We start from the raw sequence: 26037 nt of genomic DNA on the forward strand, positions 1-26037 counted from the left end.
CGAGGTGCGAAAGGACGGGTAGAACGTGTGGAGTGATGAGCTGATCCGGGGGGATTATTTCCCTTCGGATACGACGGAAGCGAGGAGCCTGTTGCGTCATCACGCGACGGGACCGAAAATCGATGCCTTCGGATAGGTGCCGAAATAGGGCGCCGTATACCCACGAAAAGGTCACAGCTATACCTAAGTGATGATAACCATACGTGGTTAGATATCAACCGCAAGTTACAGACACGCCTCGCGTGTGACGTTTAGGTCGTTAACGCAACGACCGAGCGACCAAATGTCATCCAACCGGCAAGCCATCCTCATCACCACCGCCTTGGCCGGCGGACTCCTCCCCTTCGACGCGCAGTCGGCGACAAACACAGTGACCTTCACCGGGAACGTCGCGACGACCTGCGCCGTGAACGTCGTCAACGGAACGGGAACACTGACCGCCAACGGTTCGCTGAGTAATTTGAGTTCGAAGAATCCGGGCGGCACTCCGGCAAAGGTGGACGTCACGACGACGGGTGGCGTACGCGTCAGCCTGGACGCCGTTTCATCGGCAACCGCTCCTTCGACGGACACCAGCACGACGATCTGGACGCCGACCTATTCAATGAGCGGGGCGCAGGTGGTGACCGAGACCGGCGTCTCGACACTGATGACCGGGGCAGGCACCCGCAACGTCGATATCAACCTCACCGGCACGAAGTCGGGGATCGACACGTTCATGGGCGGTGCCTACGCAGCGACGGTGACGGTGCGATGCGAGTGACGGGAGCGCTCCTTTCCGCCGTCGCGGGGGCGCTTGCGGCGTCCGTCGTATCCGGCGCCGCCCTCGCGCAGTCCATGACACCGATGCGCGGCGAGGTCGTCAGCGTCAGCGACGCCTTTGCGGTCCGGATCTTCCCGTCGAACCCCTACGATCGCCCGATCCGCGTGGACGTGCGCGTCTACGATCAGGACTTCGCGCCGGTTGGTGGAGTACGCATCTCGGCCAGTCCCGTGATGCTGGCTTCGGGCGCCTCGCGACCGGTCATCGTCGCCATTCCGTTCGACGGACGCCGCGAGCGAAAGGTTCGCGTGTGCGCCGAAAGCATTCCCTTCCCCAATTCGCAGACTCAAGTGAGGGCACAGATATGTGGCAAGTTCCTCGGCAAGCGCGCGTCCTGATCGCAACGCTTCTAGCAGGCCTCGTTTCCACCCCGTCGTTGGCCGAAGACATCTACTATCTCAACCAGAGCCAGAGCGGATTCAACCTTCCGGGCGTCTCACTCCCCCAGGGGCAGGACGAGGTGCGGGCAGCTGACGGCACCACGTGCCGCTCCGCGGTCGGAGGATCGGGAGCCTACCTCGACGTCGGCGCGATCAACGGATCGAACAATCGCAACGGCGATGTCGCAACCTACGGGCGTGTGGTCATCCCGCTGGGCGGCGGAGGCAGACGCGTGAACTGTGCGGAACTCTACGACCTCGAAATCGCTCGGCTGCGGGCAGAGTTGAAGCTTCTGCAGATGGGCGTCACCGGTGGACAATCCGACGCCGTCGCAACCTCGACGGCCTCTGCCGGACCGACGGCACAGGAAGTGCGCTGGGCGGATACGGGGTGGACCGATGGCAAGCAGAAAAGCAAGTGAGCGTCCGCCGATGGCTGCGCTACGGCTGACCATGGTTGCGCTGACGTGGCTTGTGACGATGGCGCTGCCGGCGTCCGCCCTTGTGGATGTGCGCATCGGCTCCTGCACCATCGTCGTCACCTCGCCGGGTGTCCTGACGGCCTCGGCCGACCTTCGAACCTTGTCGTCGACGAACCCCGGTGGACGAGCGGCCCGAGCAAGCGTCACGACGCTGATCAACGGTTCCTTCCCCCATCTGACATGCAGTCTCGTGGCACAGGTGAACTGCTTTCACGTGACGTTCGTGCCGCCGACGAACTTTTCGTCCGCCCCGCCGAACAGCGACGCGAACGTGGTGTTCACGGGGCAGGTTCTGCCGCAGGGCAACGCGTCGCTCCTCAACCTCTTGTCGGCCATCATCCTGAACGGCACGCAGACGATCGATCTCGCCTTGACGGCGACGAAGACGAGCGGTTCTTTCTCCGCAGGAACCTATCAGGCGATCCCGACGATCCGCTGTGAATAGGTTGACCGGCGACCGAGCATCGGATGGCGGCAGGCCTCGCCGCCGCTCAGGAAGGTGCTACTGGGTCCGATTTCGCAAATCGCTAGGTCAGGCCGCCGCCTTCCACCCCGCCCCGCCGGCTTCCGTAGCCAAAAACGCCTCGCCGCAGGCCTTGGCGAGCGTGCGCACGCGCAGGATGTAGCTCTGGCGTTCGGTGACGGAGATGACGCCACGGGCGTCGAGGAGGTTGAAGGCGTGGGAGGCCTTGATGGCCTGGTCGTAGGCCGGGAGGACGCAGCGGTGGAGGGCGCCGAGGGCGTCGGGCGCGCCGGCCTTCAGGATCGCGGCGCATTCGCGCTCGGCGTCGTCGAAGTGCTGGAGCAGCATCTTCGTGTCGGCGATCTCGAAGTTGAAGCGGGAGTATTCGCGCTCGGCCTGGAGGAAGACGTCGCCGTAGGTCACCTTCTCGGCGCCCTCGCGGCCGTTGAAGTTGAGGTCGTAGACGTTGTCGACGTTCTGCACGTACATGGCGAGGCGCTCGAGGCCGTAGGTCAGCTCGCCTGCCACGGGGGCGCATTCGATGCCGCAGACCTGCTGGAAGTAGGTGAACTGCGAGACCTCCATCCCGTCGCACCAGCACTCCCAGCCGAGGCCCCAGGCGCCGAGCGTCGGCGACTCCCAGTCGTCCTCGACGAAGCGGATGTCGTGCAGCGCCATGTCGACGCCGATCGCCTTCAGGGAGCCGAGATAGAGTTCCTGGAGGTTGGGCGGGTTGGGCTTCAGGATGACCTGATACTGGTAGTAGTGCTGCAGGCGGTTGGGGTTCTCGCCGTAGCGGCCGTCCTTGGGTCGGCGCGATGGCTGGACATAAGCCGCGTTCCACGGGCGGGGGCCGAGCGCGCGCAAGGTGGTGGCGGGATGGAAAGTGCCGGCGCCGACCTCCATGTCGTAGGGCTGCAGCACGACGCAGCCGTAGTCCGCCCAGTAGCGGTGAAGCGCGAGGATCAGCCCCTGGAAAGAGCGTTCGGGCCGCATGTGATCGGCGAGTTCGGACATCGGCGGCGGACCCTGGCTGTTTTCGACGCGGCACTCTTATGCCGCGCGAGTTGCCATGCTCCGCTTTCCGGGGTCAAGCCTTCGCGCTCAGTCGTCGCGGCGGATGCGGTAGACACCGTCGGTGCCGCGCTCCAAGGTGCCGTGCGCACCGGTGCGGGTCTCGGCTTCCGCACGGCGGTTGCGCTCGACCACGCGCGCCGTCTCCTGGCGGAGCTGGCGGTAGCCGAAGAGGGCGGCGGCCCCGACGAGGCCGAAAAGGAGGATGGGCATCGGATCGACCATGATTCACCTGTTCCCCAGTATTTCGGCGCTTTCGGGCCAAGGCAAGGCGGCAGACAGGCTCAGAGGCCGTAGCGGGCCCAGAGGGCTCGCTCCTCGGCAGCGGAGAAGGCGGCCTCGACTGCGGCGCTCGCGAACGACGCGGCGGCTCCGCCCCGGCCCCGTGCGAGAATCCCGCGCTTCGGCTGAATCACCGCAAGCTTGACCTTGGGGCCGTAGGTTTCCCGCAGAACGGTGCGCAGGTCGCCGAGCCGATCGACGAGTCCGAGATCCAGACCGCGCGTGCCGGACCAGAAGAGGCCGGTGAAGAGGTCGGGGTGGTCGGCGAGCTTGGCTCCGCGCCGCGACTGGACGAGATCGATGAACGTGCGGTGGACGTCGAGTTGCAGGGCCTTCAGGTGCTCCACGTCCTCCGGCCGCTCGGGGCGGAAGGGGTCGAGGGTCGCCTTGTTCTGGCCGGCCGTGTGGACGCGGCGCTCGATGCCGAGCTTGCCGATTAGATCGACGAAACCGAAGCCGCCGGAGACGACGCCGATCGAGCCGACGACGGACGACGGGTCGGCGACGATCTCGTCGCCCGCGCAGGCGATCATGTAGCCGCCCGACGCCGCCAGATCCTCGCAGGCGACGATCACCCGCTTGTTCTTCTCCTCGGCGAGATCTCGGATGCGCTGGAACACGAGCCGGGACTGGACAGGCGAGCCGCCCGGCGAGTTCACCGAAATGGCGACCGCCGGCGCGTCCTTGTGGGCGAAGGCCTTCTCGAGAAGCGGGGCGACGGAGGCGAGGTTGATCGAGGAACGGAGCGGCGAGCCGCCGGCCATGATCACCCCGTTCAGCCGCACCACGGGAATGACGGTGTCGGTCTTGCGGAAACGCTTCGGGATCAGTCGGGCGATCGGGTTGGGCAAGGGGGCGGCTTTCCTGGAGAACGTGTCGCCCGGCATGTAGGGATTGCGGGCGGCTCGCGCCAAGGCGCCTCACGCCATCGCGATGGCGAGATGGCCCGCCGACAGGGCATCGCGTGTGGGCGGTTCGAGCACCACGGGCGGCAGGAGGCGCAGGGGCGCGCGCGAGCCGCGGGTGGCAGCGACTAGGATCCGGACGGCCGCGGCGTCGGCCCGGGCATGGACGGCGCGCACGGCGAGGCCGCCCAGGCGGTTGCGGCAGGCCTCGGCGATGGCGGGAATCTGCTCCGGGCGGCCGATCATCCGGAATGCGCCGCCATGCCGCAGAAGCGCGGCGGCGACCATGATCCAGCGGATGGTGAAGGCGGCGTCCGGCACCCCCTTGGCGCCCGCCCGCATCGCATCCGGCGAGACGCGCCCGCCGGCCGGGTGGAACGGCGGATTGGTGACGACGAGATCGAAGGCGGCGTCGGCCAGGCCGGCCGCCTCGCGGACGCTGCGCGGGGACAGGACATCGAGTTCGGCGACCGCGAGCCGCGGGGCGAGGTGCGCGTTCTCCGGCAGGGCGAGGGTGCGGCGGGCAAGATCCGCCATGACTGGGTCGCGCTCGGCCAGCGTGACGCTCAAGGAGGGCGCGCGGAAGGCCAGCGTCAGCGCCACCGCGCCGGAGCCGGAGCCGAGGTCGGTCGCGTGCCCCCCCTGCCCCGGCGGAACGGTGGCGGCCAGAAGCAGGGCGTCGTCGCCGGAGCGCAGGCCGCCCCGCGCGGGCTGAAGAAGATGGAACGCCCCGCCGAGAAAGGCGTCGCAGGTGACGTCTTCGGCGTGGAAGGGTTCAGGCACGGTCGGAGAGTTCGTGCGCCAGTCCGGCATCGGTGAGGAGGCGGCGGGCCTGGTCGATCTCGTCGCCGTCGACGAGCAGGCGGCGCGGCAGGATGCCGATCGAGCCATCGAGGACGCTCATGTGGCTGTCGGCCAGGAGATGGACGATCCCGGAATCGCGCAGTAGCGCCTGCGTGAAGGATAGAAGGACGGGATCGTTGGAGCGCAGGAGTTCGATCATGGCTCCCTTCAGTGCCCTCAAACCGCCGTGGCGCGCAAGCCGCGCGACAGCATTGGTCGCCCGATCGGGCCGGCGCACCACTTTACGCACTTGCCGCCCAACGCCCACCCGGCTATTGCGCGCGCAGCGATACGGAGATGTCCAGTGACCCTTGCCCGCCCCCTGGATCAGACGAGTGCGGTCGCCTCGATCGACCCGATCCTCGGCCTGACGCGCGCGGACATGGATCGCGTCAACGCGTTGATCCTGTCCATGGCGGGGTCGAACGTCGAACTGATCCCCGAGATCGCCGAGCATCTGATCTCCTCGGGCGGCAAGCGGCTGCGGCCGATCCTGACGCTCGCCTCCGCGCTCGCCTTCGGCTACCGCGGCGAGAACCACGTGAAGCTGGCCGCCAGCGTCGAGTTCCTCCACACCGCGACGCTGCTGCACGACGACGTGGTAGACGAGAGCGACCTGCGGCGCGGGCGCAAGACCGCGCGCACGATCTGGGGCAACCAGGCGAGCGTGCTGGTGGGCGACTACCTCCTCGGCCAGGCGTTCAAGATGATGGTCGAGGTCGGCTCGATGCGGGCGCTGGCCATCCTCTCCAACGCCTCTGCGGTCATCGCCGAGGGCGAGGTCTGGCAGTTGTCGGCCGCCAAGCAGATGACCACCACCGAAGCCGATTACATGGCGGTGATCGGTGCCAAGACGGCGGCGCTTTTCGCGGCGGCCGCTGAAGTCGGCCCGGTGATCGCCGGTGCAGGCGCGGACTTCGAGGCGGCCATGCGCGACTACGGCCTGCATCTCGGCCTCGCCTTCCAGCTCGTCGACGACGTCCTCGACTACGGCGGCTCGGCCGACGATCTCGGAAAGAACGTTGGCGACGATTTCCGCGAAGGAAAGATCACTCTGCCGGTGATCCTCGCCCATGCCGCCGGCGACGAGGCCGAGCGGGCGTTCTGGCGTTCGGCCATGGAAGACGGTCGCAACGACGAAGCGGCGCTGGCTCGGGCCCGCGAGCTTTTGACGCGGCACGGCGCCCTGGAGGCGACGAAGGCGCGGGCGCGCGAGCACGGGCGGCGCGCGTCGGGCGCCCTCGGCGTGCTGCCCGACGGGCCGTATCGCGACGCGCTGGACGCGGTGGTGGCCTTTTCGGTCGAGCGGATCCGTTGATCCCCCGAAGCGGCTGGCCACGCGCGCGGTCGCAAATTAGACATTCTGAACGCGGACACGGGTGAACGCCCGTCACTTGGGCGCATGCCACCGGGCGAACGAGCGCGCTGATGCCAGCGCCGTGGCGCCGGCGGGGGTCGGGAAAGAGGAAGTTCGACGTGGATAGAACGCTGATCTCGCGGATCGCCATGGCCGCCGCCCTGGCCGCCACCGTCCTGGCCGCACCCGCCAGCGCACAGACGGCGGAGCCCGCCGCGCAGGACAAGCCGGCCACCGGCACCGAGCGGGCGAGCGTCAACGTGCAGTCCCTGTCGGGCGCCTATCTCGCCGCCAAGCTGGCGCGTGAAAACCGCCAGCCGGGCATCGCCGCCGACTACTACGACGAGGCGCTGCGGCTCGACCCGACCTCCGACGTCCTGCAGCAGGAAGCCATGTTCGCCTATCTGGCCGACGGGCGGTTCCGGGACGGCGTGGATCTGGCCGCCAAGCTCGTGGACGACGAGACCGTCGGCAAGGTGGCGCAGATCGCGGTGGCGCTGGATGCACTGCACGCCGGCCGCTTCGACGCCGCCATCGAGTCCCTCAAGCTGCGCGACACCAGCGACCTCGACGCGCTGCTCGTCGCCCATCTCTCGGCCTGGGCCGATGTCGGCGCCGGGCGCGCGGCCGAAGCGATCCGCCGCATCGACGACCTGCGCGGCGCCACCTGGTTCGCCGCCTTCAACCAGTACCAGACCGGGTTGATCGCCGGGCTCAGCGGCGATCTCGACCGTGCGCGCTCGTCGCTGGGCGCGCTGATCTCGGACCAGAGCACGGCTCAGACCTCCGTCGACGCCTATCTCGCCGGCGCCGAGGCCCTCGCGCGGCTGGAGGCGCGTGCGGGACGCAAGCAGCAGGCGCTGGACGCCGTGGCCAAGGGCCTGGAGCTCGCGCCTTCCTACGAGCCCCTGACGCAGCTCGAGGCGGCGATCCGCGGGGACAAGGAAGTCGCCGCGCCGGTGGCGGACGCGCAGGCGGGCGCCGCCGAGACGCTCTACATCCTCGGCCAGGCGATCAACCGCGGCGACGGGCAGGATGTCGCCCTCCTCTACTTCCAGTTCGCCAAGGCGGTGGCCAACAAGGCCGATCCGAAACTGCTGACGGCGCTCGCGGGTGTCGCCGACCGTTCCAAGCAGATCGACCTCGCGATCTCCTATTACCAGCAGATCCCGGAGGGCTCGCCCTACCGGCGCACGGCCGAGCTGCAGATGGGCCTCGACCTCTGGCAGGCCGAACGCAAGGACGAGGCGAAGGTGCACCTTCGCAAGGCCGTGGAAAGCTATCCCAACGACCTGCAGGCTCATCTGGCGCTGGCCGACGTGCTCGCCGCCGACAAGGAATATGCCGCAGCCGTCACCATGCTCGACAAGGCGCTGACGCTGGCGCCCGCCGACGCCCCGAACATCTGGAACATCTACTACCAGCGCGGCATCGCCTTCGAGCGGCAGAAGCAATGGGACAAGGCCGAGCCGGACTTCCGCAAGGCCTTGGAACTCGAACCCAACCAGCCGCAGGTCCTCAACTATCTCGGCTATTCCTGGGTCGACATGAACCGCAACCTCGACGAGGGGTTGAACATGATCCGCACCGCCGTCGACCTGCGTCCCAACGACGGCTACATCATCGATTCGCTCGGCTGGGCCTATTATCGCCTCGGCCGGTTCGACGAGGCGGTGGAGCAGCTGGAGCGCGCGGTCCTTATCATGCCCGCCGACCCGACGCTGAACGACCACCTCGGTGACGCCTACTGGCGCGTCGGCCGCAGCCGCGAGGCGCGCTTCCAGTGGAACCGCGCGCTGGTGGGCGATCCCGCGCCCGAAGCGACCGAGGTCGAGAAGATCAAGCGCAAGCTGGCCGAGGGTCTCGGACCCGTAGCCGACACGGCGAAAGCCGAGCCGGCGCCGACCGCGGCCGCCGGGGAGACCTCCGAGCCCAAGGCGTCGAACTGACCGGGGCATGGACGCCTTCGTCCACGTCCCCTTCCTCGGCACCGTCACGGCGCGCGCCAAGATCAACCTGGCGCTGCACGTCGTCGGGCGCCGGGCCGACGGCTACCACGAGTTGGAAAGCCTCGTCGCCTTCGCAAATTTCGGCGACCGGCTGGAGATCGCGCCGGGGTTTCGCGACGCTTTGATCGTCGACGGGCCGCTCGGCGCGGGCGTGCCGACCGACGCGAACAACCTCGTCCTCAAGGCGCTGGCACTGGCGCAGGAACTGGCCCCGACCGCCGGGGTGCGCCTGTCGCCGCTGTCGATCCGGCTGACGAAGCACCTGCCGCATGCGGCCGGCATCGGGGGCGGCTCGGCCGACGCCGGGGCGCTGCTCGCATGGATCGCCGCGCGCAATCCCGCGCTCCGGCGCCTTCTGTCCGAGCGCTGCGTCGCGCTCGGCGCCGATGTTCCGATGTGCCTCGCGGGCGAAGCGGCCGTGGTGCGCGGCATCGGCGAGCGCGGCGAGCGGCTCGGGGCGCTGCCGGCCCTGCCCGTCCTGCTCGTCAACCCGGGCGTACCGGTCTCGACGCCGTCCGTCTTCGCAGGTCTGTCCCGACGCGACAATCCCCTCCTCCCGGCTCCGCCCGCCGAGGGCTTTCCCGATCTTGAAAGCCTTGCCCGGTATCTCGCAGCCACGCGGAACGACCTGGAGCCGCCCGCCATCGCGCTCGCCCCCGCGATCGAGGACGCCGTTCGCGCCGTAACGACCGGCGGCGCGCGCTTTGCGCGGATGTCGGGCTCGGGCGCGACCGTGTTCGGCCTCTTCGAGACCGACGCCGCATGTCGAGCGGCCGAACGGGCCATCGCCGCCGCCCATCCCCGCTGGTGGGTGATGGCCTCCAGGCTGACGGAGCAGAGCCGATGACCGAGCGGACCTTCGTTCCCCTTTCGATCGCCGTTCTCACCGTGTCCGACACGCGAACGGCCGCCGACGACCGATCGGGCGACACCCTGGCGGAACGGCTGGAAGCCGCGGGCCATGCGCTCGCGGACCGGCGCATCGTGCCCGACGACATCGAAGCGATCCGCGACGTGGTGCTCGGCTGGTCGCGCGATCCTGCCGTCGATGTCGTGATCACGACGGGCGGCACGGGCTTCACCGGGCGCGACGTGACGCCGGAAGCCCTGGAGCCGATCTTCGACAAGCGGATGGACGGCTTCTCCGCCGTCTTTCACCGCATTTCCTTCGAGAAGATCGGGGTATCCACCATCCAGTCCCGGGCGACGGCGGGCGTCGTCAATGCGACCTTCGTCTTCGCGCTGCCGGGATCGCCCGGCGCCTGCCGCGACGGCTGGGACGGCATCCTCGGCGCGCAGCTCGACTACCGGCACCGCCCCTGCAACTTCGTCGAGATCATGCCGCGCCTCGACGAGCACCTGCGCCGCGGCGGTCGTTCGGCGTAGAGACCCGTCACCCCCGCGGCATCCGCCGCGGTCGCAAGGCGCGCAGCAGGCGATCGATCTGGCCGCCGCTCGCGGGCGCCGCCGCCGCAAGAGCCGCGCGGGACACCAGCACTGCGCCTCGGGGGCGGCCGAACAGGCAATCGAAGACGCCGGCCTGCGGGACTGGCAGGCGGGCAGCCGCCGCGCCGGGCCGCCCCGCGGCGTGGCGCGCGACGCGGTCGATCCAGTTGTCCGGCAGATGGACCCCCGAACGCACGATCAGGATCCATTCGCCCTTCAAACGGTCCGGGGCGGCGAGCACGTCGACCGTCGCAGCCAGACGGCAGCCGGCATGATCGGCGACACGTCGCACGGACTCGTCCTGCGCGTCCAGCACCACCACATCCCGCAGGATGCCCTCGACAGCGCCAGAGACGAGCGGCGTGAGGGTCTGCGCGAAGGCGGCGGGGTCGTCGGCATGATGGATCAGCACGGTCAGCATACCCCTGCGTTAGCCCAAGGCAGCGCGAGCCGCCAGCTTCCACCTTCGTTCTTCTTTGTTCTTGTATTGTTCTTCCACCGAGATTAGGATCCTGGTCATAACGGGATCGCATCCGAAGAGAACTCAATCCCATGTCCGAGATCCGCAGCATCGATCGCGCAGCGCTGGGCCCCGCCCGCGGCGTCGATATGGCAAACCACATGCTGAACCAGTCGGGCCTGCGCGTCGGCTTTGACCGTCGGCGCGGGCGCGGCGCGGGGCTGAACCCGTCCGGTCGCTTCGAGCCGTTCTCGCGCGCCGCCTTCGACGACGGCTGGGCGACCATCGACGAGCTGCCGCCCTTCCGCACGGAGGTGCAGAACGAGACGGCGCGCACGATCATCACGCGCAACCAGTCGCCCGACATCTCCTTCGACCGCTCGGTGAACCCGTATCGCGGCTGCGAGCACGGCTGCGTCTACTGCTTCGCGCGGCCGAGCCATGCCTATATGGGCCTGTCGCCTGGCCTCGATTTCGAATCCAAGCTCTTCGCCAAGCCGAACGCGGCGCAGCTTCTCGAGGACGAGCTGTCGAAGCCGGGCTACGAGCCGCGCTCCATCGCGATCGGCACCAACACCGATCCCTACCAGCCGATCGAGAAGACCCGGCGCATCATGCGCGAGATCCTCGAAGTCCTGGAGCGCGCCAACCATCCGGTCGGCATCGTCACCAAATCGGCGCTTGTGACACGCGACATCGATATCCTCGGGCGCATGGCGGCCAAGGGGCTGGCGCGCGTGGCGGTTTCCGTCACCACGATGGATCGGCAGCTGGCGCGGCTGATGGAGCCTCGCGCGGCAACGCCCGCCAAGCGCTTCGACGCCGTGCGCCAGCTCACCGAGGCGGGGATCCCGACCATGGTGATGACGGCGCCGATCATTCCGGGACTGACGGATTCGGAGATCGAGCGGCTTCTGGAGGCGGCGGCTGAAGCCGGCGCCCGGGAGGTCGGCTACGTGCTCCTGCGCCTGCCGCTTGAGGTCTCGCCGCTCTTCAAGGAATGGCTGCTGCGCCACTATCCCAACCGCTACCGGCACGTGATGACGCTTCTGCGTTCGATGCGAGACGGCAAGGACTATGATCCCGAATGGGGTCAGCGGATGACCGGCAAGGGACCCTATGCCCAGCAGATCAAGCGCCGCTTCGAGCTGGCGGCCAAGCGGCTGGAGCTGAACATCGAACGCTCCAAGCTGCGGACCGATCTATTCCGCGCGCCGAGGGGCGGCGGCGTTCAGCTGTCGCTGCTCTGAACGCGGCCTGACGGATCGCCCGGAGCCGCACCCGGGCGAACGGCGCCGGCGGTCTTCCCCGTTCCGCCGCCGCCACGAGCGCAACGGCTCGCCAACCCGCCGTCGCGCTTGAGAAGGATCGGAGAATGCGTCAGGGTCGCCGCACCATGACCAGCCGCATCTCCGATCCTTCGCTCCCTTCCCTTTTCGCCACCGTGCTTCCGCGCTCCGACATCGGCTCGCCGAGCGACGCGCTGGAGCGTGGCCTCCGGGCGCTCGGCTTCGAGCGGATCGCGGGGATCGACGAGGCCGGCCGGGGGCCTCTTGCCGGGCCGGTGGTGGCGGCGGCTGTGATCCTCGATCTCAGCCATGTCCCAAAAGGTCTCAACGACTCGAAGAAGCTGAAAGCGCACGAGCGCGAACGACTGTTCGTGGAAATCCTGGCGACCGCGCAGGTCGGTGTCGGGACGGCCGGCGCAGCGGAGATCGACCGGGTCAACATCCGGCAGGCGACGCTGAACGCGATGCGGCGCGCCCTGGCGGGACTTGCCGTTCCGCCCGCGCACGCGCTGATCGACGGGCGCGACGTGCCGCCGCGGCTTGGTTGTCCGGCGGCGGCCGTGATCGGCGGGGACGCACAGTCGCTCTCGATCGCCGCGGCATCCATCGTCGCGAAGGTCACGCGCGACCGCATGATGACGCGGCTCTGCACGGCGCATCCCGCCTACGGTTTCGGCCGCCACATGGGCTACGGCACGGCTGCACATATGGCAGTGATCGAGACGGACGGACCTTGCGCACATCACCGCCGCAGCTTCGCGCCGATCGCCGCGAGGCTGTCGCGAGGCAGCTGAGGCGCAGACTGCGGCTCCCGCGAGCGCTTCGCCTTCACCCGATCGATAACATTCTCTCGATCGTGCCTCAAAGACACGATGGCTTCCTGCCCTTGCCGCGGGGAACCCATGAGCCGCTATGACGAATATCGGTAGCGCTGGGATGACCGGCATCCGGGACCGAATTCCCCGACCGGCTTTTGTCGGGACATCCTAAGGGAAGCGCAATCCCGACCGCGCATGCCCGGCTGCCCAACCGGTGTTATGGGTCCACCGGACGTAGTCTCGGCGGTTGTCCAACGCATTGTCCGGACGCAGACGCCAATCGTGCTTCACGGGTTTTGAGGCAACAAAAAAGCCGCCCAGGAGGGCGGCTCGATTGCTTCAAAAGAACGGACGGGCTCAGTTGAGCCGACGGCGCACTTCCTCGATGGACTGGTCCGTCATCCGGCCGTCGCCGCCGAGGTTGCGCTCGGTGATGATGCGCGTTGCGGCGTCGATCGCGATGTTCACGGCCGAGGCGCGAACCTCGGCGATCGCGTCGGCCTCGGCCTGGGCGATCTTCTGCTCGGCGACCTGCGTGCGGCGAGCGACGTATTCCTCGCTCTTGACGCGGGCCTCCTCGACGAGGGCCTGGGCCTCGCGCTGGGCGCTGGCGACGATCTCGCGCGCCTCGGCCTCGGCCTCGCGACGGCGGCGCTGGTAGTCGGCCAGCTGGCGCTTGGACTCTTCCTTGAGTTCACGCGCCTCTTCCATCTCGTTCTCGATCCGCTTGGCGCGGTTGTCGAGCGAGCGGGCGGCCATGGCCGGCGCCTTGAAGTAGGCGACGATGGCGAGGAACAGGATGAGGCCGATCAGCGCCCAGAAGGTTGCATCGAAATGCATGGTTCAGCTCCTCAGGCTCGGACGGCGCGAACGGCCGCGGCCACATCCTGCTGCGGCACGTCCGTGCCCGTCAGCTCGGTCAGAATGGCCTCGGCGGCTTCCGTCGCGATGGTGTCGACGTCGGCGAGCGCGCGGGCCTTGATCTCGGCAATGCGGCTCTGCGCGGCGTCGAGCCTCGCATCGAGTTCGCCCTCGATGCGCTTGCGCTCGGCGTCGGCGCCCGAGCGAGCCGAATCGCGGGCTTCGCCGGCGATCTTCTGCGAGTTGGCGCGGGCGCTCGCGAGTTCCTGCTCGTAGGCGGCCTGCGCCTCGTCGGCATCGGCGCGCATGCGCTCGGCGGCCTCGAGGTCGGCGGCGATGCGCTCGCGGCGGTTCTCGAGAACGGCGGCGATGCGCGGAACGATCGTCTTCGACAGGATGTAGTAGAAGACGCCGAAGGTGATCGCCAGCCACAGGATCTGCGAGGCGAAGAATTCAGGGTTCAGCGGCGGAAAGGTTCCGCCCGCTTCGTGCGCGCCTTCCGGCACGCCGATGGCTTCGGAGGTTCCGGGAGTGGGTGCGGTCGTCAAAGGCGTTCCATGCCCATCAGGCGCACCCTCTGTCTGCGCGAAAGCTTCCGTGACGAACATGTCCACCTCAGATGATACGGGTCCGGCCGCCCCGTCCGGGGCGGCCGGCTGCACAATCCCGAAAAACGTCGATTAGACGAAGAGCAGCAGCAGCGCGATGAGCAGCGAGAAGATGCCCAGAGCTTCCGTGACGGCGAAGCCGAAGATCAGGCGGCCGAACTGACCGTCGGCAGCCGACGGGTTGCGCAGCGCGCCGGTGAGGAAGCTCGAGAAGATGTTGCCGAGAGCGAGGGCCGTGCCGGCCATGCCGAAGCAAGCCAGACCAGCGCCGATGTAACGTGCAGCTTCCGCGTCCATGAGAAACTCCTTTAGTGGATCGTGCGGGGATTGAGGCCCGCGACCGAGACGGCCGCGTGACGAGGGCGAAACGGTCAGTGGTGAACGTGGACCGCGTCGTTGAGGTACATGCAGGTCAGCACCGCGAAGACGTAGGCCTGCAGGAACGCCACGAGGAACTCGAGCGCCGTGATGCCGACCGTCATCAGGAGTGGCAGGATGGCGCCGCCGACACCCACGGCGCCGAGTGCGCCGAGCGAGGTGACGAAGCCGGCGAAGACCTTGAGCGTGATGTGGCCCGCCAGCATGTTGGCGAAGAGACGAACCGAGAGCGAAACGGGGCGCGAGAGGAACGAGATGATCTCGATCAGCACCACGAAGGGCACCACCGCCGCCGGAACGCCGGAGGGAACGAACACCTTGAACCAGCCGAGCCCGTGGCCCTTGATGCCGGCGACCACCACCGTGCCGATGACGAGGAGCGCCAGCGCGAAGGTGACGATCAGATGGCTGGTGACGGTGAAGAAGTACGGGAACATCCCGAGGAGGTTCGCCACCAGGATGAACATGAACAGCGAGAACACGAGGGGAAAGAACTTCATCCCCTTCGATCCCGCAGCGTCGCGCAGCATGCTGGCGATGAATTCGTAGGAGAGTTCCGAGACCGACTGCGAGCGGCTGGGCACGAGGCCGCGGCCGCGCGTCGACCAATACAGGAAGCCCGTCGCTACCGCGACAGTCGCGACCATGAAGAGCGAAGAATTGGTGAACGAGAAATCGACCCCGCCGATTTCGATCGGAACCAGCCGAGAAATCTGAAACTGATGAAGGGGATCGTTCGCCAAACGCTTGGTCCTCTTATGCTCGCCCTCTCGGAGCGAGACTGCCATAGCGTCCTCAACCGCGCTTCGCAACACCCTGCAGGGCGAAATGCCGGCTCTGTCCCCGTCCGATCGTTTGCGAGAGTGCTTCGAAAGTCCGCCGGGTCGGTCCGGCGGTGCTTTCCGCCACCGCCGTCGTTGCCGATAGGCGCCGGTGGGGCCGGGGTCGACCGCGTTCGGCACGTCGTTCGGTCCCGAAACGCCTCTCCGGGGCGTCGCCCGCGGCGTCCGACATACTCTCTTTAACGTGAATTCGGATCCGCCGGCGGCGTCGGCTGGCTGGCGGAGCGGATGACGTTCATGACGCCGGCCGCAAAGCCCAGCATCAGAAAGACGATCAGGCCGAACGGCGTCGTTCCAAAGAGTTGGTCGATGCCGTAGCCGATCACCGCCCCCACCACGACGCCCGCGATGAACTCGCTGGCGATCTTGAGCCCCTGCGCCATGCCCTGCATCGAGCCGGGCTTGCCGTCCGTCTCGGGAAGGATCGTCTTCTGCGTCGCCTTGAAATGGTCGAGCCGGGCCTTGAGGCGGGCGCGGTCCTCGGCGAGTTCGGCATCGGTCTTGTCCGTGCGGTCGTCCATCGCCTCTTCGCCCGTGGTCGGGCGCCCTTCACATCATCGTGTGCCGACGGAATCGTCGGCGCTCTTCTGCATGTATGGCAGGCGAGGTGCGAGCGGTAGGCGGTTCGTCAGCGCCAGCCGCCGCCAAAGGTGCGGTAGAAGATATGAAGGCCGATCTTGTCGACCTTCTGCATGGTCGCCGCCCAGCGCGGCTTCACATAGGTCGCATGATAGTGCGTGGCCGAGCCGACCTCGGGCAACCAGGTTTCGCCGCGCGTTGTCTCGCCGGCGATGCGCTTGGCAGTGCCGTAGGCGCGCTTGCTCCAGATGACGTCCTTGATGCCGTCGCAGGCGAAGGAGAACTGGCAGCGATTCTTCCAGTCCTGGTTCTGGTAGACGACGCCGCAGATGGTCTTGGGATAGGCGGGGTTGCGGACGCGGTTGAGAATGACCTGCGCCACCGCGGCCTGCCCCTTCTCGCTTTCGCCGCGCGCCTCGAAGTAGATTCCCTTGGCAAGGCAGGTCTGTTCCTTCTCGGTGAAGGAAGACGCCGGGAGGATGGACGCGGCCCAGGAATGGTCCTTCTCGCCGATCGGCGGCACGAAGTCGCGCCCCGTCGGATGGAGCACCGCGTCGAACAGGCTGGAACTGCCGGGAGCGGCTGCCGGCGCATAGGCCGCGAGCGTCTGCAGCGCGTCGGCCTTGCCGGCGGGGATCGTCTTCGACGCCGCCGCAGGCGCGAGCGCCGCGACCTGCACCGCATCCGACGCGGACGGAAGGCGCACGTCGTCGCCGGAGCGACGGAAGGCGGCGATGCGGATGGGGCCACCGGCCGGCATCGGGCCGGCGAGCGCCGTGCGCATCTCGTCGTCGCCGAGCGCGAGGCCGGGGCGCAGGAGACCGTTCGGCGACAAGATCGCGCCGGCGGCGAACTTCGGCTGGACCGCAGCGAGCGGACGCGGGCCGACGCGCCCTCCCCTTTGCGCCGGGACACGCCCCGCGTCGTCGCGCACATACACCGCGCCGTCGGCGGGAATCATGGCGATATCGGGCTCGGCGTCCTCGAACGCGGGATCGCTCGCGAAGGCGGAGAGCGTCAGCAGCGGCGACGCGAGATCGGACGCCGAATCGAAGAGGGCAAGGCTCGTGTTGGTCAAGGTGGTCGGCAGCGCCGGCAGCGCGGCAAGCGCCGCACCGAGCGACAGCACCAGACGACGGAACGCGGCGTGGCGGGCTAGGGATGTCCTTGCCCCCCGGCGGGCGCCACGCTTCGCATTCGTCATGATCGGCTTCCGCAAGGTTCCATCGGAAGTCGAACATCACCCATTAACCTTATCGATCGGTTAATGAGCGGGAGAAGCGGGGTTCCTCAGAACTTCTTGGCCTTGTGCGCATAGGGGTTGTCCGACTTGCGCATGGTCATCCGGATCGGGATGCCCGTCAGGCCGAACTGCTCGCGAAGGCCGTTCACGAGGTAGCGCGTGTAAGCGGTGCCGACGGCCTCGGGGCGCGAGGTGTGGAGGATAAAGGTCGGCGGCCGGGTCTTGATCTGGGTCATGTACTTGATGTTGACGCGCCGGCCGGACACGGCGGGGGGCGGATGGTGCGAGACCATGCGCTCCAGCCACTGGTTGAGCTTGGCCGTCGAGATGCGCCGGTTCCAAGTCTCGTGCGTCTCGGTGATCGCCTTCATCAGGCGGTCGAGCCCCTCCCCCGTCGCGCCCGCGACGGTGACGGCCTTGACGCCGCGCACCTGCGGCAGGAGGCGCTCTGTCTTCTCGCGAAGGTCGGCGAGCACCGCCTGTCGGTCCTCCACGAGGTCCCACTTGTTGAAGGCGAGGACCGGCGCGCGCCCCTCGCGCGCGATGAGGTCGACCAGCGTCAGGTCCTGCTTCTCGAAGGGAATGGTGACGTCGAAGACGATCACCACCACCTCGGCGAAGCGGATGGCGCGCAGCGCATCGGCAACGGAGAGCTTCTCCAGCTTCTCCTGCACGCGGGCGCGGCGGCGCATGCCGGCCGTGTCGAACATCTTCACCCGGCGGCCGCGCCATTCCCACTCGACCGAAATCGAATCGCGCGTGATGCCGGCCTCGGGTCCGGTCAGCAGCCGGTCCTCGCCGAGGAAGCGGTTGACCAGCGTCGACTTGCCGGCGTTGGGACGGCCGACGATGGCGATGTTGAGCGGCTTCGTGGCGTCGTAGCGCTCGATCGGCTCGCCGTCCTCGTCGAACTCGATGGCGGCCTCGGGGTCGGCATCGGCGGCGTCGGGGTCCTCGAAGGCCTCGATGCCCAGAGCCTCGACGATGGCATCGCGCAGGTCGCCCATGCCTTCGCCGTGTTCGGCCGAGATGGCGCAGGGCTGGCCGAGGCCGAGCGAGTAGGAGTCGTAGAAGCCGGTATCGGAGCCCCGCGCCTCGGACTTGTTGGCCACCAGCACCACCGGCTTGCCACGCCGGCGCAGGAGATCGCCGAAGGTCTCGTCCTGCGGCGTGACGCCCGACTTGGCGTCGACGACGAAGAGCGACAGGTCGGCGTCCTGGATCGCCAGCTCCGTCTGGGCACGCATGCGCCCTTCCAGGGTTTCGACACCGGCTTCCTCGAGACCGGCCGTGTCGATCACCCGGAAGTCGAGGTCGAGAAGGCGCGCCTCGCCCTCGCGCCGGTCGCGCGTGACGCCCGGACGGTCGTCCACCAGCGCGAGCTTGCGGCCGACGAGGCGGTTGAACAGGGTGGACTTGCCGACGTTCGGCCGTCCGATGATGGCGATGGTGACCATGTGTTCCTCGAAGCTCCCGTCAGGCCGGGGGCTGGGCAGGCGCGGGCGCGGGTGCCGAAGGGGGCGTCGCCGGCGAAGGAGCGGGCGTTTCAGCCGGCGCGGCGGGTGCCGGCGTTGCGGGCTCGGCGGCCGGGGCCGCGGGGGTGGATGTCGCAGGCGTTTCCGTCACTGGGGTCGCGGGCGCGGCAGCAGCAGGCGCTGCGGGCGTGGAGGCCGCGATCAGCTCTCCCATCAGTCCGGCGCGGCGGCGGATGCCGGCCGGGGCGCCGAGGTCCTCTTGCAGTTGATCGAACATCGTGCGCGCGGTCTCGAGGTCGCCGGCCTTCCACGCCGCCAGACCCAACGCCTCGCGGGCGGGAAAGCGCAGGGGCTCGGCGTCGCCGGTCAGGCGCTCGACGCGGCCGCGCACGTCGGCGAGCGAGCCGTGATCGACGAGGATATAGGCGGCGCGCACCGCCGCCATGTCGCGAAGGCCCTGCGGAGCGCCGTTCGTGTTGGCCACCTCGTCGAAGGCGGCGACGGCGGCGGCCGGGTCGCCGGCCTCCCGCGCTTCGGCCAGGCGCAGCTTCGCCAGCGCCGGATAGGCGTTGACGCCGTTGGTCGCCAGGGCGTCGAGGATGGCGTTGGCCTCGTCCGTCTTGCCCTCGGAGTAAAGTGCGGTCGCCTGGAGGAGGCGATCACCGTCGGCCGCGGCGACGCTCGCCTGGTAACGCTGCCACAGGACATAGCCCGCGACGCCGAGGACGATGAGGACGGAGGCGATCACCGCGGCGGTGCCGTAGCGGACCCACAAGGCGCGGACACGCTCCTGGCGAAGCTCCTCGTTCACCTCGCGAACGAATGTGTCATTGCTCATGGACGCTCAACCTTGGCACTGCGAGGGAAGGCCGGCATGGCCGGGCCGGATCAGCTTGCGCTTTTGAACGATTTTTGCCGCCAGCGGAAGCCATGGGCTCCGCCGGGACCCTTTACAGGGCGCGCGCGACGCGTTCGGCGGCGGCAGGCGGCAGCCAGCCACGCCAGATCGAAGGGTAGGATCGCAGGAAATGACGCGCCGTCGTCTCGCCGTCGGCGGCGTTGTCCTCCTTCCACAGGAGGACCCGGTTCACCGTGGCGTTGTTCCAGGACCGGGCCGACAGATAGCGCATGGCCTCGGGGGCGGTGCGTTCGAAGCGGCCGGACACGAGCGTATAGACGTCGGCCGGCGTCCAGGCGTTGGGCTTGGGGTCGGCGCAGTCGGGCTGCGTGGTGCAGCGCAGCCATTCGTCGCGGTCGAACGGCACGTCGAAGGCGAGCCGCTTCATCGGATAGCGCGCCAGGATCCCAGTCGGCGACCAATAGTAGCCGATCCACCCCCGTCGCTCGGCAAAGGCGTCCGCGATCGACGCGTCGAGGGCGGCGGAGCTGTCGCTCGGCGCGAGCCGGAAACCCTTTTCCGCGGCCCGGTTGGCCTGGAAGAGGTTCTCCACCATGATCTGGCAGCCCCAGCCGAGCGGACAATTGTGCATGACCCCCTGCCCCGCCTCCGGCCCCGACGCCTCGCCGGACCGGAACAGTTCGGGCCGGGCCAGCGCGTCCGACAGGGTGCGGATCTCGGGATGGGCGTCCGCGAGGTATTGCGGGATCCAGAAGCCTTCCTGCGAACCGTCCGACAGGACCTTGGCGCCGTAGTCGATGCGGCCGCGACCGGCCGCCTCGTCGAGCTCGCCGCGAAACTGGTTGACGAAGACCTCGGGCGCGACGTCAGGCTCGCCGCGCGTGGTCATCGATTCGAACGTGCTCATCGTGTCGCCGGGCACGAGCACCGCGTCGCAGCCGAATCCGTAGCGCAGGATGAAGCGATCGATGGCTGCCATCACCTCGGCCGAGCCCCAGTTCATCGCGGCGATGCGCACCTTGCCGCAACTGGTCGGCGGCGCGGCGGCCCGAGACCGATCGGGCATGGCAAGAGCAAGGAGAGCCAGGGCAACGAACGCTGCGAAGCGGCAGGCGGATGTCATCTCGACCCTTCGAACTCGGACACGGGCTGGCGGGACCGACCGATGGCGCGGCGGTCGCCCCTATCTGACCTGCCTTCGTTTCGTGCCGATTTCGTGGCGTCACGGGGCGCGGCCTCCCCATGACGCGAAACGCCGGACGGGGGGACCGTCCGGCGCCTGTCGTTCGGCATCTCCCGCGAAAGGGATCAGAACTCTTCCCAGCCGTCGGTCGCGGCGGAGGCGAGCGGTGCGGCGCCGCCCCGGCCCGCAGAACGCATCTGGACCACGGGTCGGGTGGGCTGCACAGCGGCGGCGCGAGGCGCCTCGCGGCGGGTGGCGCGCTGGAGCTGGCCGGAATGGCCCTGGTTCGAGAAGAGCTTGAACTCGCCGATGAGGCGGGCGAGTTCGTCCGTCTCGGCGGCCAGGGTCTGGGCGGCCGCGGTCGCCTCTTCCACCATCGCGGCGTTCTGCTGCGTGACCTTGTCCATCTGGTCGGCCGCCGTCTGCACTTCGCGAAGCGAGACGGCCTGCTCGCGGGTGCGCGTGGCGATCTCGGCCACCGTACGGCTGACCTCGCCGACCTCGGCGATGATGTCGTCGAGGCTCTTGCCGGACGCAGTGACGAGCGAGACGCCCGCTTCCACCTGCGTGCCGGAGGCCTGGATCAGGTCCTTGATCTCCTTGGCGGCCTCGGCCGAGCGCTGGGCGAGACCCCGCACCTCCTGTGCCACCACGGCGAAGCCTCGGCCCGCCTCGCCGGCGCGCGCGGCCTCGACGCCGGCGTTCAGCGCCAGGAGGTTGGTCTGGAAGGCGATCTCGTCGATCACGCCAATGATGCGGCCGATCTTCTCGGACGACTCCTCGATCGCGCGCATGGCGGTGACCGCGCGTCCGACGATCTCGCCGCCTTTGGCCGCGTTGCGGTTGGCGCTTTCGGCCGATTTCAACGCGCGTCCGGCTCCGTCCGCCGTCTCGTTGACGGCACGGGTCACCTCGGCGAGCGCGGCGACCGTCTGCTCGAGGCTTGCCGCCTGCTGCTCGGTGCGCTGGGCGAGATCGTTGGAGGCGACGTTGATCTCGCCGAGGCCGTTGCGCAGCGATCCGATCGCGGTGACGACCGAACCCAGCGTGCCCTCCAGCCGCTCGACGGACGCATTGAACTGGTCGCGGATCGGGCGGTACTGCTCGGCGACATCCCCGTCGAGCCGAACGGTGAGATCGCCGTTCGACAGGCGGGCGAAGCCTCCCTGCACGCTGTCGACGAAGACCTGAAGCTCGGCCTTGGCCGCGCGCTCGGCGGCGACGACGCGCTCGCGTTCGGCCGTCTGGGCCTCGCGCATCGCGGACGATTCGGCCTCGAGCCGCGCCTGTTCGACGGCCGCCATGCGGAAGGTCTCGACGGCACCGGCCATCTGGCCGATCTCGTCGCCCCGATCGAGCGAAGGCACCGTGACCTCACGCTCGCCGCGCGCGAGCCGACCCATCACGTCGCGCAGACTGACCACCGGCGAGGAGATCGCGCGGATCAGCAGCCAGCCGAAAAGGCAGCCCGCCGCCAGCAGCAGTCCGAGGGCGGTCAGTATCTCGGTGATGCCGCGCTCGTAGGCGCTGCGCTGCTCGCTCGCCAGCGCCGCAGCCCGATCGCGCAAAGCCGCGACGGCGGAATCGATGGCGGTCTCGATCGGATCGATGAAGGCGTCCGCCTTGTCGGACCGCACGAACGGACCGGCCTGGGCGATGGTGGCGGGATTGCTCGCGAGCCGGATCGCGACCTGGGCGACTTGCGCCTGCCAGACGTCCATGCCGGCGACGGCCGTCCGGATCATGTCCTTGACAGTCGGATCAAGGGCCGTGCCGTCGAGCTTGGCGGCCGTCTTGCGGAAGTTCTCGTAGTGGGTCGCGACCTTCTTGATCATGTCGTCGGACGGCACGAGGATGTAGCCGCGCATCGACAGTTCCTGGCGCGTGACGAGCATGCGCAGGAGAATGGCGTCGTTGGCGCCGTCGCTGACGACCATGCGCGCCTGGCGTGCGTCCTCGATCCTCGTCATCGTTCCGTAGACGACGGCGCCCATGACGGCGGAGCCGACCACCATGGCCGCGAAGCTCGCCATGATCTTCTTGCCGATGGAAATATGGGAAAGCATCATGGGATTGGCTCGAAGCAGGAGGGATACCGACGGCTGGCGGACCGGCGACAGCCGGCTCCTTTGAAGGAAACACGCAATCCATAGTAAATGCTAAATATCGCAGCGTTCCGGTCGCGCATTCTTCGGTTCCGAACCTTGCGTACGGATGTGTCCTTCAAGTCGATCGCGAGCAACACGCAAAAACGCCGCCAGCGTGTGCCAGCGGCGCTTCAAGGTTGTAGGCCGTATAGGGTCTTGCGACTATTCCGCGGCCATCGCAGCAATCCCGTTCTCGAAGCGCGTGGAGGCGGCCACGGCGTCGATGTCGAGAATGAGGGCCACCCGGCCGTCGCCGAGGATCGTGGCGGCGGCGATGCCCGCCACCCGGCCGTAGTTCGCCTCCAGGCTCTTGATGACGACCTGGCGCTGCCCCTGGATGCTGTCGACGAGGAGCGCGGAACGCTGGCCGTTCTCCGCCTCGACGAGGATCGCGACGCCGGCCAGTGCGTCGGTCGGTTCGCGCCGGTAGCCGAGCTGGCGCGACACGTCGATCAGCGGCAGGAAGCTGTCGCGCACGTTGATGACGCGCTGGTCGCCGCCGAACGGCTTCACCTCGTTCTGCTTGGGACGCAGCGTCTCGATGATGGCGGTCATCGGGACGACCAGCGTGTGCTCGCCGCACGAGACGATCATGCCGTCGAGCACCGCCAGCGTCAGCGGCAGGCTCATGGAGAAGAGCGACCCCTTGCCCGGACGCGATGTGATCGTCACCCGGCCGCCGAGCGCCTGGATCGACCGCTTGACGACGTCCATGCCGACGCCGCGACCGGACAGTTCGGAGACTTCCTTCTTCGTCGAGAAGCCCGGGAGGAACACGAGGTTGTCGAGTTCGTCGTCCGACAGCTGCGCATCGGCAGGCACGAGGCCCTTGGACACGGCGATGTCGAAGACGGCCTTGCGGTTGATGCCGGCGCCGTCGTCGGAGATCTCGATCACGATGCGGCCCGAACGGTGCATGGCGGCCACGCGCACCACGCCCTCGGTCGGCTTGCCTGCGGCGATGCGGCCCTCGGGCGTCTCCAGTCCGTGGTCGATCGCGTTGCGGATCATGTGGGTGAGCGGGTCGGAGAGACGCTCGATCACCGTCTTGTCGACTTCGGTGTACTCGCCTTCCGTCACGAGACGCACGCTCTTGCCCGTGCGCTCGGCGACTTCGCGCACGAGGCGCGGCAGCTTCTGGAACACGGACTTCACGGGCTGCGCCCGGATCGCCATGACGCTGTCCTGCATCTCGCGGGTCAGCTGCTCGAGCTCGTCGAGGCCGATCGCGATGTCGGAAGCGCGGGTGAGGCCCGCCTGCATGACGCGCTGCGAGAGCATCACCTGGTGGATCACCAGCTCGCCCACGAGATCGATCAGGCGATCGACACGCTCCAGATCGACGCGGATGGTGGGAACCGGTCCGGCGGGCACACCCTTGTCGGCCGCGCCGTCGCCGGCGGCGGCGGTGGGGGCCGACGCTGCGGGCGCGACGGGGGCGGCCGGCGTTAGGGCGACGACGTCGGGGCGAGCCTGCTCGGGCGTATCCGCCTGGGCAAGCTCATCGACGAAAGGGACGGAGTTGCCTCCCCCGATCGAGCCGAGCAGCGCTGCCATCTGCGCGTCGAGATCGTCGCCGCTGAGCTGCGGCGTGTCGTCGTCGGCGTGCTCCACCGTGATGTCGCAGTCGCCTTCCACGAACTCGTAGATCTCGTGGATCGCGGCCTCGCCGGCCGCGGTGGTGATCTCGATCGTCCAGGACAGAGCGGCACCCTCGGGCTCCAGCTCGGCGAGGTCCGGCAACTCGTCGGAATGGCAGGTGACCGTGCCGGTGCCGAGAGCCAGGGTCTCGCGGATCAGGCGGGCGGCGTCGTTGGCGTGCTCGTAGAGGGAGGGCTTGGGCTGGACGCGGACACGGTACGTGACGTCCTGCCCGGCAGCGGAGAACATGTCGCTGAAGTCCACCGCGACGGGAACGAACTCCACCTCCTCCTCGGCCGGCGCCATGACGGCGGCCGGTGCATGGGCGGCCGGGGCACCAGCGGCATGACCGCCGCCCCCCGCCAGGACGGAAAGCTCGGCCATCAGCCCCTGCGGGCGGGACGGTTCGACCGTGCCGCCGTCGCGGGCCGCGGTGACGAGATCGGTCAGGACGTCGGCCGAGCGCAGGAGCACGCGCACCACGGCCTGGTCGGCCTCGAGCCGCTCGGAGCGCACGAGATCGAGCACGGTCTCGAAGGCATGGGCGAACTGGACGAGCGCGTCGAGGTTGAACGCGCCGGCACCGCCCTTGATCGAATGAACGGCGCGGAAGACGGCGTTCACCGTTTCGGAGTCCGTCTGCCCGCCCTCCATGGCGAGAAGGCCCGCCTCCAGTTCCTGGAGCTGCTCGGCGCACTCCTCGAAGAAGGTGGCGCGAATGGCGGCCATCGTGTCCATGGACGGGTCCCTTGAATTCGGCTTCGAAGGAGTTTCTGTTGCGAGACGGAAGCTTACGGCGCGACGCGGTTGATGGCGTCGACGAGCTTCTTGGGATCGAACGGCTTGACGATCCAGCCGGTGGCGCCGGCGGCCTTGGCGCGCGCCTTCTTCTGCGCGTCGTTCTCGGTGGTCAGCACCAGAACGGGGATCGCGCGCTTGTCGGCGTCGGCACGCAGCTGCTCGATGAAGGTCAGGCCGTCCATGCGGGGCATGTTCACGTCGGTCACGATCACGTCGGGATCGCAGCCGGCCAGGACCTCGAGGCCATGGACACCGTCCTCCGCCTGCACGACGTCGAAGCCGGCGCCCGCGAGCGCGGCGCGCAACATGTCGCGCATCGTCCGCGAGTCGTCTACGGTCAGGATCGTCTTCACTACCGGTTCCTTTCTGAAATCGGTCTCATTGGTTTACTGTAGCCGGCAGAAATTTCTTCTTCGTGAAGAAGCTGGACATTTCGCGACTGGACGTTAGTGCCCGAATCTGCCGTCGTTCAAAACAAATCGACTTCGCCGGACATGACTTCAGCTTCAGTCAAGCCACGAAGCCGGTTGGCAAGCGCCGAGAGCCGGATGGCCGCCAGCGGCGCCTGAAGATCGCAGTCCGGACCGCCGGCGAAGCTCGGCGCGCTGGCCCGCACGAACCCTTCGAGTTCGGCGATGGTCTGGCTGAGGAGATCGTGGCTCTGCGCGACGATCATCGCTTCCGGCCCGAGGCCGGCGGGCGCGATCAAGCCTTCGAGGCGCGTCGCCGCCGCAGTCAGCCGGGCCAGTTCGTCGGCAAGCCGGTCCAGAAGCAGTTGCGAAGACATGG

29 protein-coding genes are annotated in these 26037 nt (G+C 68.4%); 10 read left to right on the forward strand and 19 right to left on the reverse strand.

Annotated elements, in window-relative coordinates; translation table 11 throughout:
* Nucleotides 1–283: 283 nt before the first annotated feature.
* From AUL34_RS00495 to AUL34_RS00510, 4 genes are read left to right on the forward strand one after another with little or no spacing between them, the layout of a single operon-like run.
* Nucleotides 284–763, forward strand: coding sequence for a hypothetical protein (locus AUL34_RS00495; RefSeq protein WP_061929583.1), 480 nt, complete (start codon nt 284–286; stop codon nt 761–763).
* Nucleotides 754–1161 (forward strand): hypothetical protein, encoded by a 408-nt coding sequence (locus tag AUL34_RS00500; protein ID WP_061929586.1) that lies wholly within the window; start codon nt 754–756, stop codon nt 1159–1161. The genes AUL34_RS00495 and AUL34_RS00500 overlap by 10 nt, the downstream gene beginning before the upstream one ends.
* The gene (locus tag AUL34_RS00505) at nt 1128–1625 is read left to right on the forward strand and encodes a hypothetical protein (protein WP_061929590.1); all 498 of its coding nucleotides are present in this window, start codon (nt 1128–1130) and stop codon (nt 1623–1625) included. Before AUL34_RS00500 ends, AUL34_RS00505 begins: the two co-directional genes overlap by 34 nt.
* A gap of 10 nt (nt 1626–1635) precedes the next feature.
* A complete protein-coding gene (locus AUL34_RS00510) occupies nt 1636–2130 on the forward strand; it encodes a hypothetical protein (RefSeq protein WP_061929593.1) in 495 nt (164 codons plus the stop codon).
* A gap of 87 nt (nt 2131–2217) precedes the next feature.
* On the opposite strand, the gene AUL34_RS00515 is transcribed toward AUL34_RS00510, so the two are convergent.
* From AUL34_RS00515 to AUL34_RS00535, 5 genes are all read right to left on the reverse strand, one after another.
* Nucleotides 2218–3165 carry a glycine--tRNA ligase subunit alpha gene (locus AUL34_RS00515; protein ID WP_061929597.1) on the reverse strand — a complete coding sequence of 316 codons (948 nt, stop codon included), beginning with the start codon at nt 3163–3165 and terminating at the stop codon, nt 2218–2220.
* Between the two features lie 87 nt (nt 3166–3252).
* A complete protein-coding gene (locus AUL34_RS00520) occupies nt 3253–3435 on the reverse strand; it encodes a hypothetical protein (protein ID WP_244492398.1) in 183 nt (60 codons plus the stop codon).
* A 71-nt stretch (nt 3436–3506) separates the two neighbouring features.
* Complete coding sequence (locus AUL34_RS00525; RefSeq protein ID WP_061930529.1) at nt 3507–4391, reverse strand: S49 family peptidase; 885 nt, start codon at nt 4389–4391, stop codon at nt 3507–3509.
* A 33-nt stretch (nt 4392–4424) separates the two neighbouring features.
* Entirely contained in the window at nt 4425–5192 is a 768-nt protein-coding gene (locus AUL34_RS00530) for a tRNA1(Val) (adenine(37)-N6)-methyltransferase (RefSeq protein ID WP_061929603.1), read from the reverse strand.
* The gene (locus AUL34_RS00535) at nt 5185–5412 is read right to left on the reverse strand and encodes a DUF2007 domain-containing protein (protein WP_061929605.1); all 228 of its coding nucleotides are present in this window, start codon (nt 5410–5412) and stop codon (nt 5185–5187) included. Before AUL34_RS00535 ends, AUL34_RS00530 begins: the two co-directional genes overlap by 8 nt.
* Before the next feature lie 144 nt (nt 5413–5556).
* Here AUL34_RS00535 and AUL34_RS00540 point away from each other — a divergent pair, with 144 nt between their 5' ends.
* The 4 genes from AUL34_RS00540 (at nt 5557) to moaB (ending at nt 10004) form a co-directional block, all read left to right on the forward strand.
* On the forward strand, nt 5557–6570 hold the full coding sequence (locus tag AUL34_RS00540; RefSeq protein ID WP_061929607.1) for a polyprenyl synthetase family protein: 1014 nt from the start codon (nt 5557–5559) through the stop codon (nt 6568–6570).
* 158 nt (nt 6571–6728) lie between these two features.
* Complete coding sequence (locus AUL34_RS00545) at nt 6729–8558, forward strand: tetratricopeptide repeat protein (RefSeq protein WP_061929610.1); 1830 nt, start codon at nt 6729–6731, stop codon at nt 8556–8558.
* Nucleotides 8559–8565: 7 nt separating this feature from the next.
* The gene (locus tag AUL34_RS00550; RefSeq protein ID WP_061929613.1) at nt 8566–9465 is read left to right on the forward strand and encodes a 4-(cytidine 5'-diphospho)-2-C-methyl-D-erythritol kinase; all 900 of its coding nucleotides are present in this window, start codon (nt 8566–8568) and stop codon (nt 9463–9465) included.
* Complete coding sequence (gene moaB / locus AUL34_RS00555; protein ID WP_061929616.1) at nt 9462–10004, forward strand: molybdenum cofactor biosynthesis protein B; 543 nt, start codon at nt 9462–9464, stop codon at nt 10002–10004. Before AUL34_RS00550 ends, moaB begins: the two co-directional genes overlap by 4 nt.
* Nucleotides 10005–10011: 7 nt before the next feature.
* Here the strand turns inward: moaB and AUL34_RS00560 are convergent, their stop codons facing one another.
* Nucleotides 10012–10485 carry a hypothetical protein gene (locus AUL34_RS00560; RefSeq protein WP_061929619.1) on the reverse strand — a complete coding sequence of 158 codons (474 nt, stop codon included), beginning with the start codon at nt 10483–10485 and terminating at the stop codon, nt 10012–10014.
* A gap of 131 nt (nt 10486–10616) precedes the next feature.
* Between AUL34_RS00560 and AUL34_RS00565 the strand changes: the two genes are divergently transcribed.
* Nucleotides 10617–11774, forward strand: a complete 1158-nt coding sequence (locus AUL34_RS00565) for a PA0069 family radical SAM protein (protein WP_061929622.1) — start codon at nt 10617–10619, stop codon at nt 11772–11774.
* 125 nt (nt 11775–11899) lie between these two features.
* Entirely contained in the window at nt 11900–12607 is a 708-nt protein-coding gene (locus AUL34_RS00570; RefSeq protein ID WP_082653052.1) for a ribonuclease HII, read from the forward strand.
* Between the two features lie 381 nt (nt 12608–12988).
* Here AUL34_RS00570 and AUL34_RS00575 read toward each other — a convergent pair whose 3' ends face one another.
* The 13 genes from AUL34_RS00575 to AUL34_RS00635 all read right to left on the reverse strand — a co-directional run bounded on the left by AUL34_RS00575 (nt 12989) and on the right by AUL34_RS00635 (nt 26035).
* Nucleotides 12989–13471 (reverse strand): F0F1 ATP synthase subunit B, encoded by a 483-nt coding sequence (locus tag AUL34_RS00575; RefSeq protein ID WP_061929625.1) that lies wholly within the window; start codon nt 13469–13471, stop codon nt 12989–12991.
* 11 nt (nt 13472–13482) lie between these two features.
* Entirely contained in the window at nt 13483–14100 is a 618-nt protein-coding gene (locus AUL34_RS00580) for a F0F1 ATP synthase subunit B (protein ID WP_061929627.1), read from the reverse strand.
* A 72-nt stretch (nt 14101–14172) separates the two neighbouring features.
* Nucleotides 14173–14397: a F0F1 ATP synthase subunit C gene (locus tag AUL34_RS00585; protein WP_055888550.1), complete on the reverse strand. Its 225-nt coding sequence runs from the start codon at nt 14395–14397 to the stop codon at nt 14173–14175.
* 74 nt (nt 14398–14471) lie between these two features.
* Complete coding sequence (locus AUL34_RS00590) at nt 14472–15221, reverse strand: F0F1 ATP synthase subunit A (protein WP_055888552.1); 750 nt, start codon at nt 15219–15221, stop codon at nt 14472–14474.
* Between the two features lie 278 nt (nt 15222–15499).
* Nucleotides 15500–15841 carry an AtpZ/AtpI family protein gene (locus tag AUL34_RS00595; RefSeq protein WP_061929630.1) on the reverse strand — a complete coding sequence of 114 codons (342 nt, stop codon included), beginning with the start codon at nt 15839–15841 and terminating at the stop codon, nt 15500–15502.
* A gap of 107 nt (nt 15842–15948) precedes the next feature.
* Entirely contained in the window at nt 15949–17103 is a 1155-nt protein-coding gene (locus AUL34_RS00600; RefSeq protein WP_156420717.1) for a cell wall hydrolase, read from the reverse strand.
* A gap of 86 nt (nt 17104–17189) precedes the next feature.
* Nucleotides 17190–18599, reverse strand: coding sequence for a ribosome biogenesis GTPase Der (der, locus tag AUL34_RS00605; RefSeq protein WP_061929636.1), 1410 nt, complete (start codon nt 18597–18599; stop codon nt 17190–17192).
* A gap of 19 nt (nt 18600–18618) precedes the next feature.
* Complete coding sequence (locus AUL34_RS00610) at nt 18619–19455, reverse strand: tetratricopeptide repeat protein (protein ID WP_082653053.1); 837 nt, start codon at nt 19453–19455, stop codon at nt 18619–18621.
* A 112-nt stretch (nt 19456–19567) separates the two neighbouring features.
* Nucleotides 19568–20599, reverse strand: a complete 1032-nt coding sequence (locus AUL34_RS00615) for a glycine betaine ABC transporter substrate-binding protein (protein WP_061929639.1) — start codon at nt 20597–20599, stop codon at nt 19568–19570.
* A 185-nt stretch (nt 20600–20784) separates the two neighbouring features.
* Nucleotides 20785–22728, reverse strand: a complete 1944-nt coding sequence (locus tag AUL34_RS00620) for a methyl-accepting chemotaxis protein (protein ID WP_061929642.1) — start codon at nt 22726–22728, stop codon at nt 20785–20787.
* A 240-nt stretch (nt 22729–22968) separates the two neighbouring features.
* Complete coding sequence (locus AUL34_RS00625) at nt 22969–25185, reverse strand: chemotaxis protein CheA (RefSeq protein WP_061929645.1); 2217 nt, start codon at nt 25183–25185, stop codon at nt 22969–22971.
* 53 nt (nt 25186–25238) lie between these two features.
* Nucleotides 25239–25601 (reverse strand): response regulator, encoded by a 363-nt coding sequence (locus tag AUL34_RS00630; RefSeq protein ID WP_274532641.1) that lies wholly within the window; start codon nt 25599–25601, stop codon nt 25239–25241.
* Nucleotides 25602–25717: 116 nt separating this feature from the next.
* Nucleotides 25718–26035: a hypothetical protein gene (locus tag AUL34_RS00635; protein ID WP_061929648.1), complete on the reverse strand. Its 318-nt coding sequence runs from the start codon at nt 26033–26035 to the stop codon at nt 25718–25720.
* Between the last annotated feature and the right edge of the window lie 2 nt (nt 26036–26037).

This window comes from Aureimonas sp. AU22, from assembly GCF_001463745.1.
Classification (GTDB): domain Bacteria; phylum Pseudomonadota; class Alphaproteobacteria; order Rhizobiales; family Rhizobiaceae; genus Aureimonas.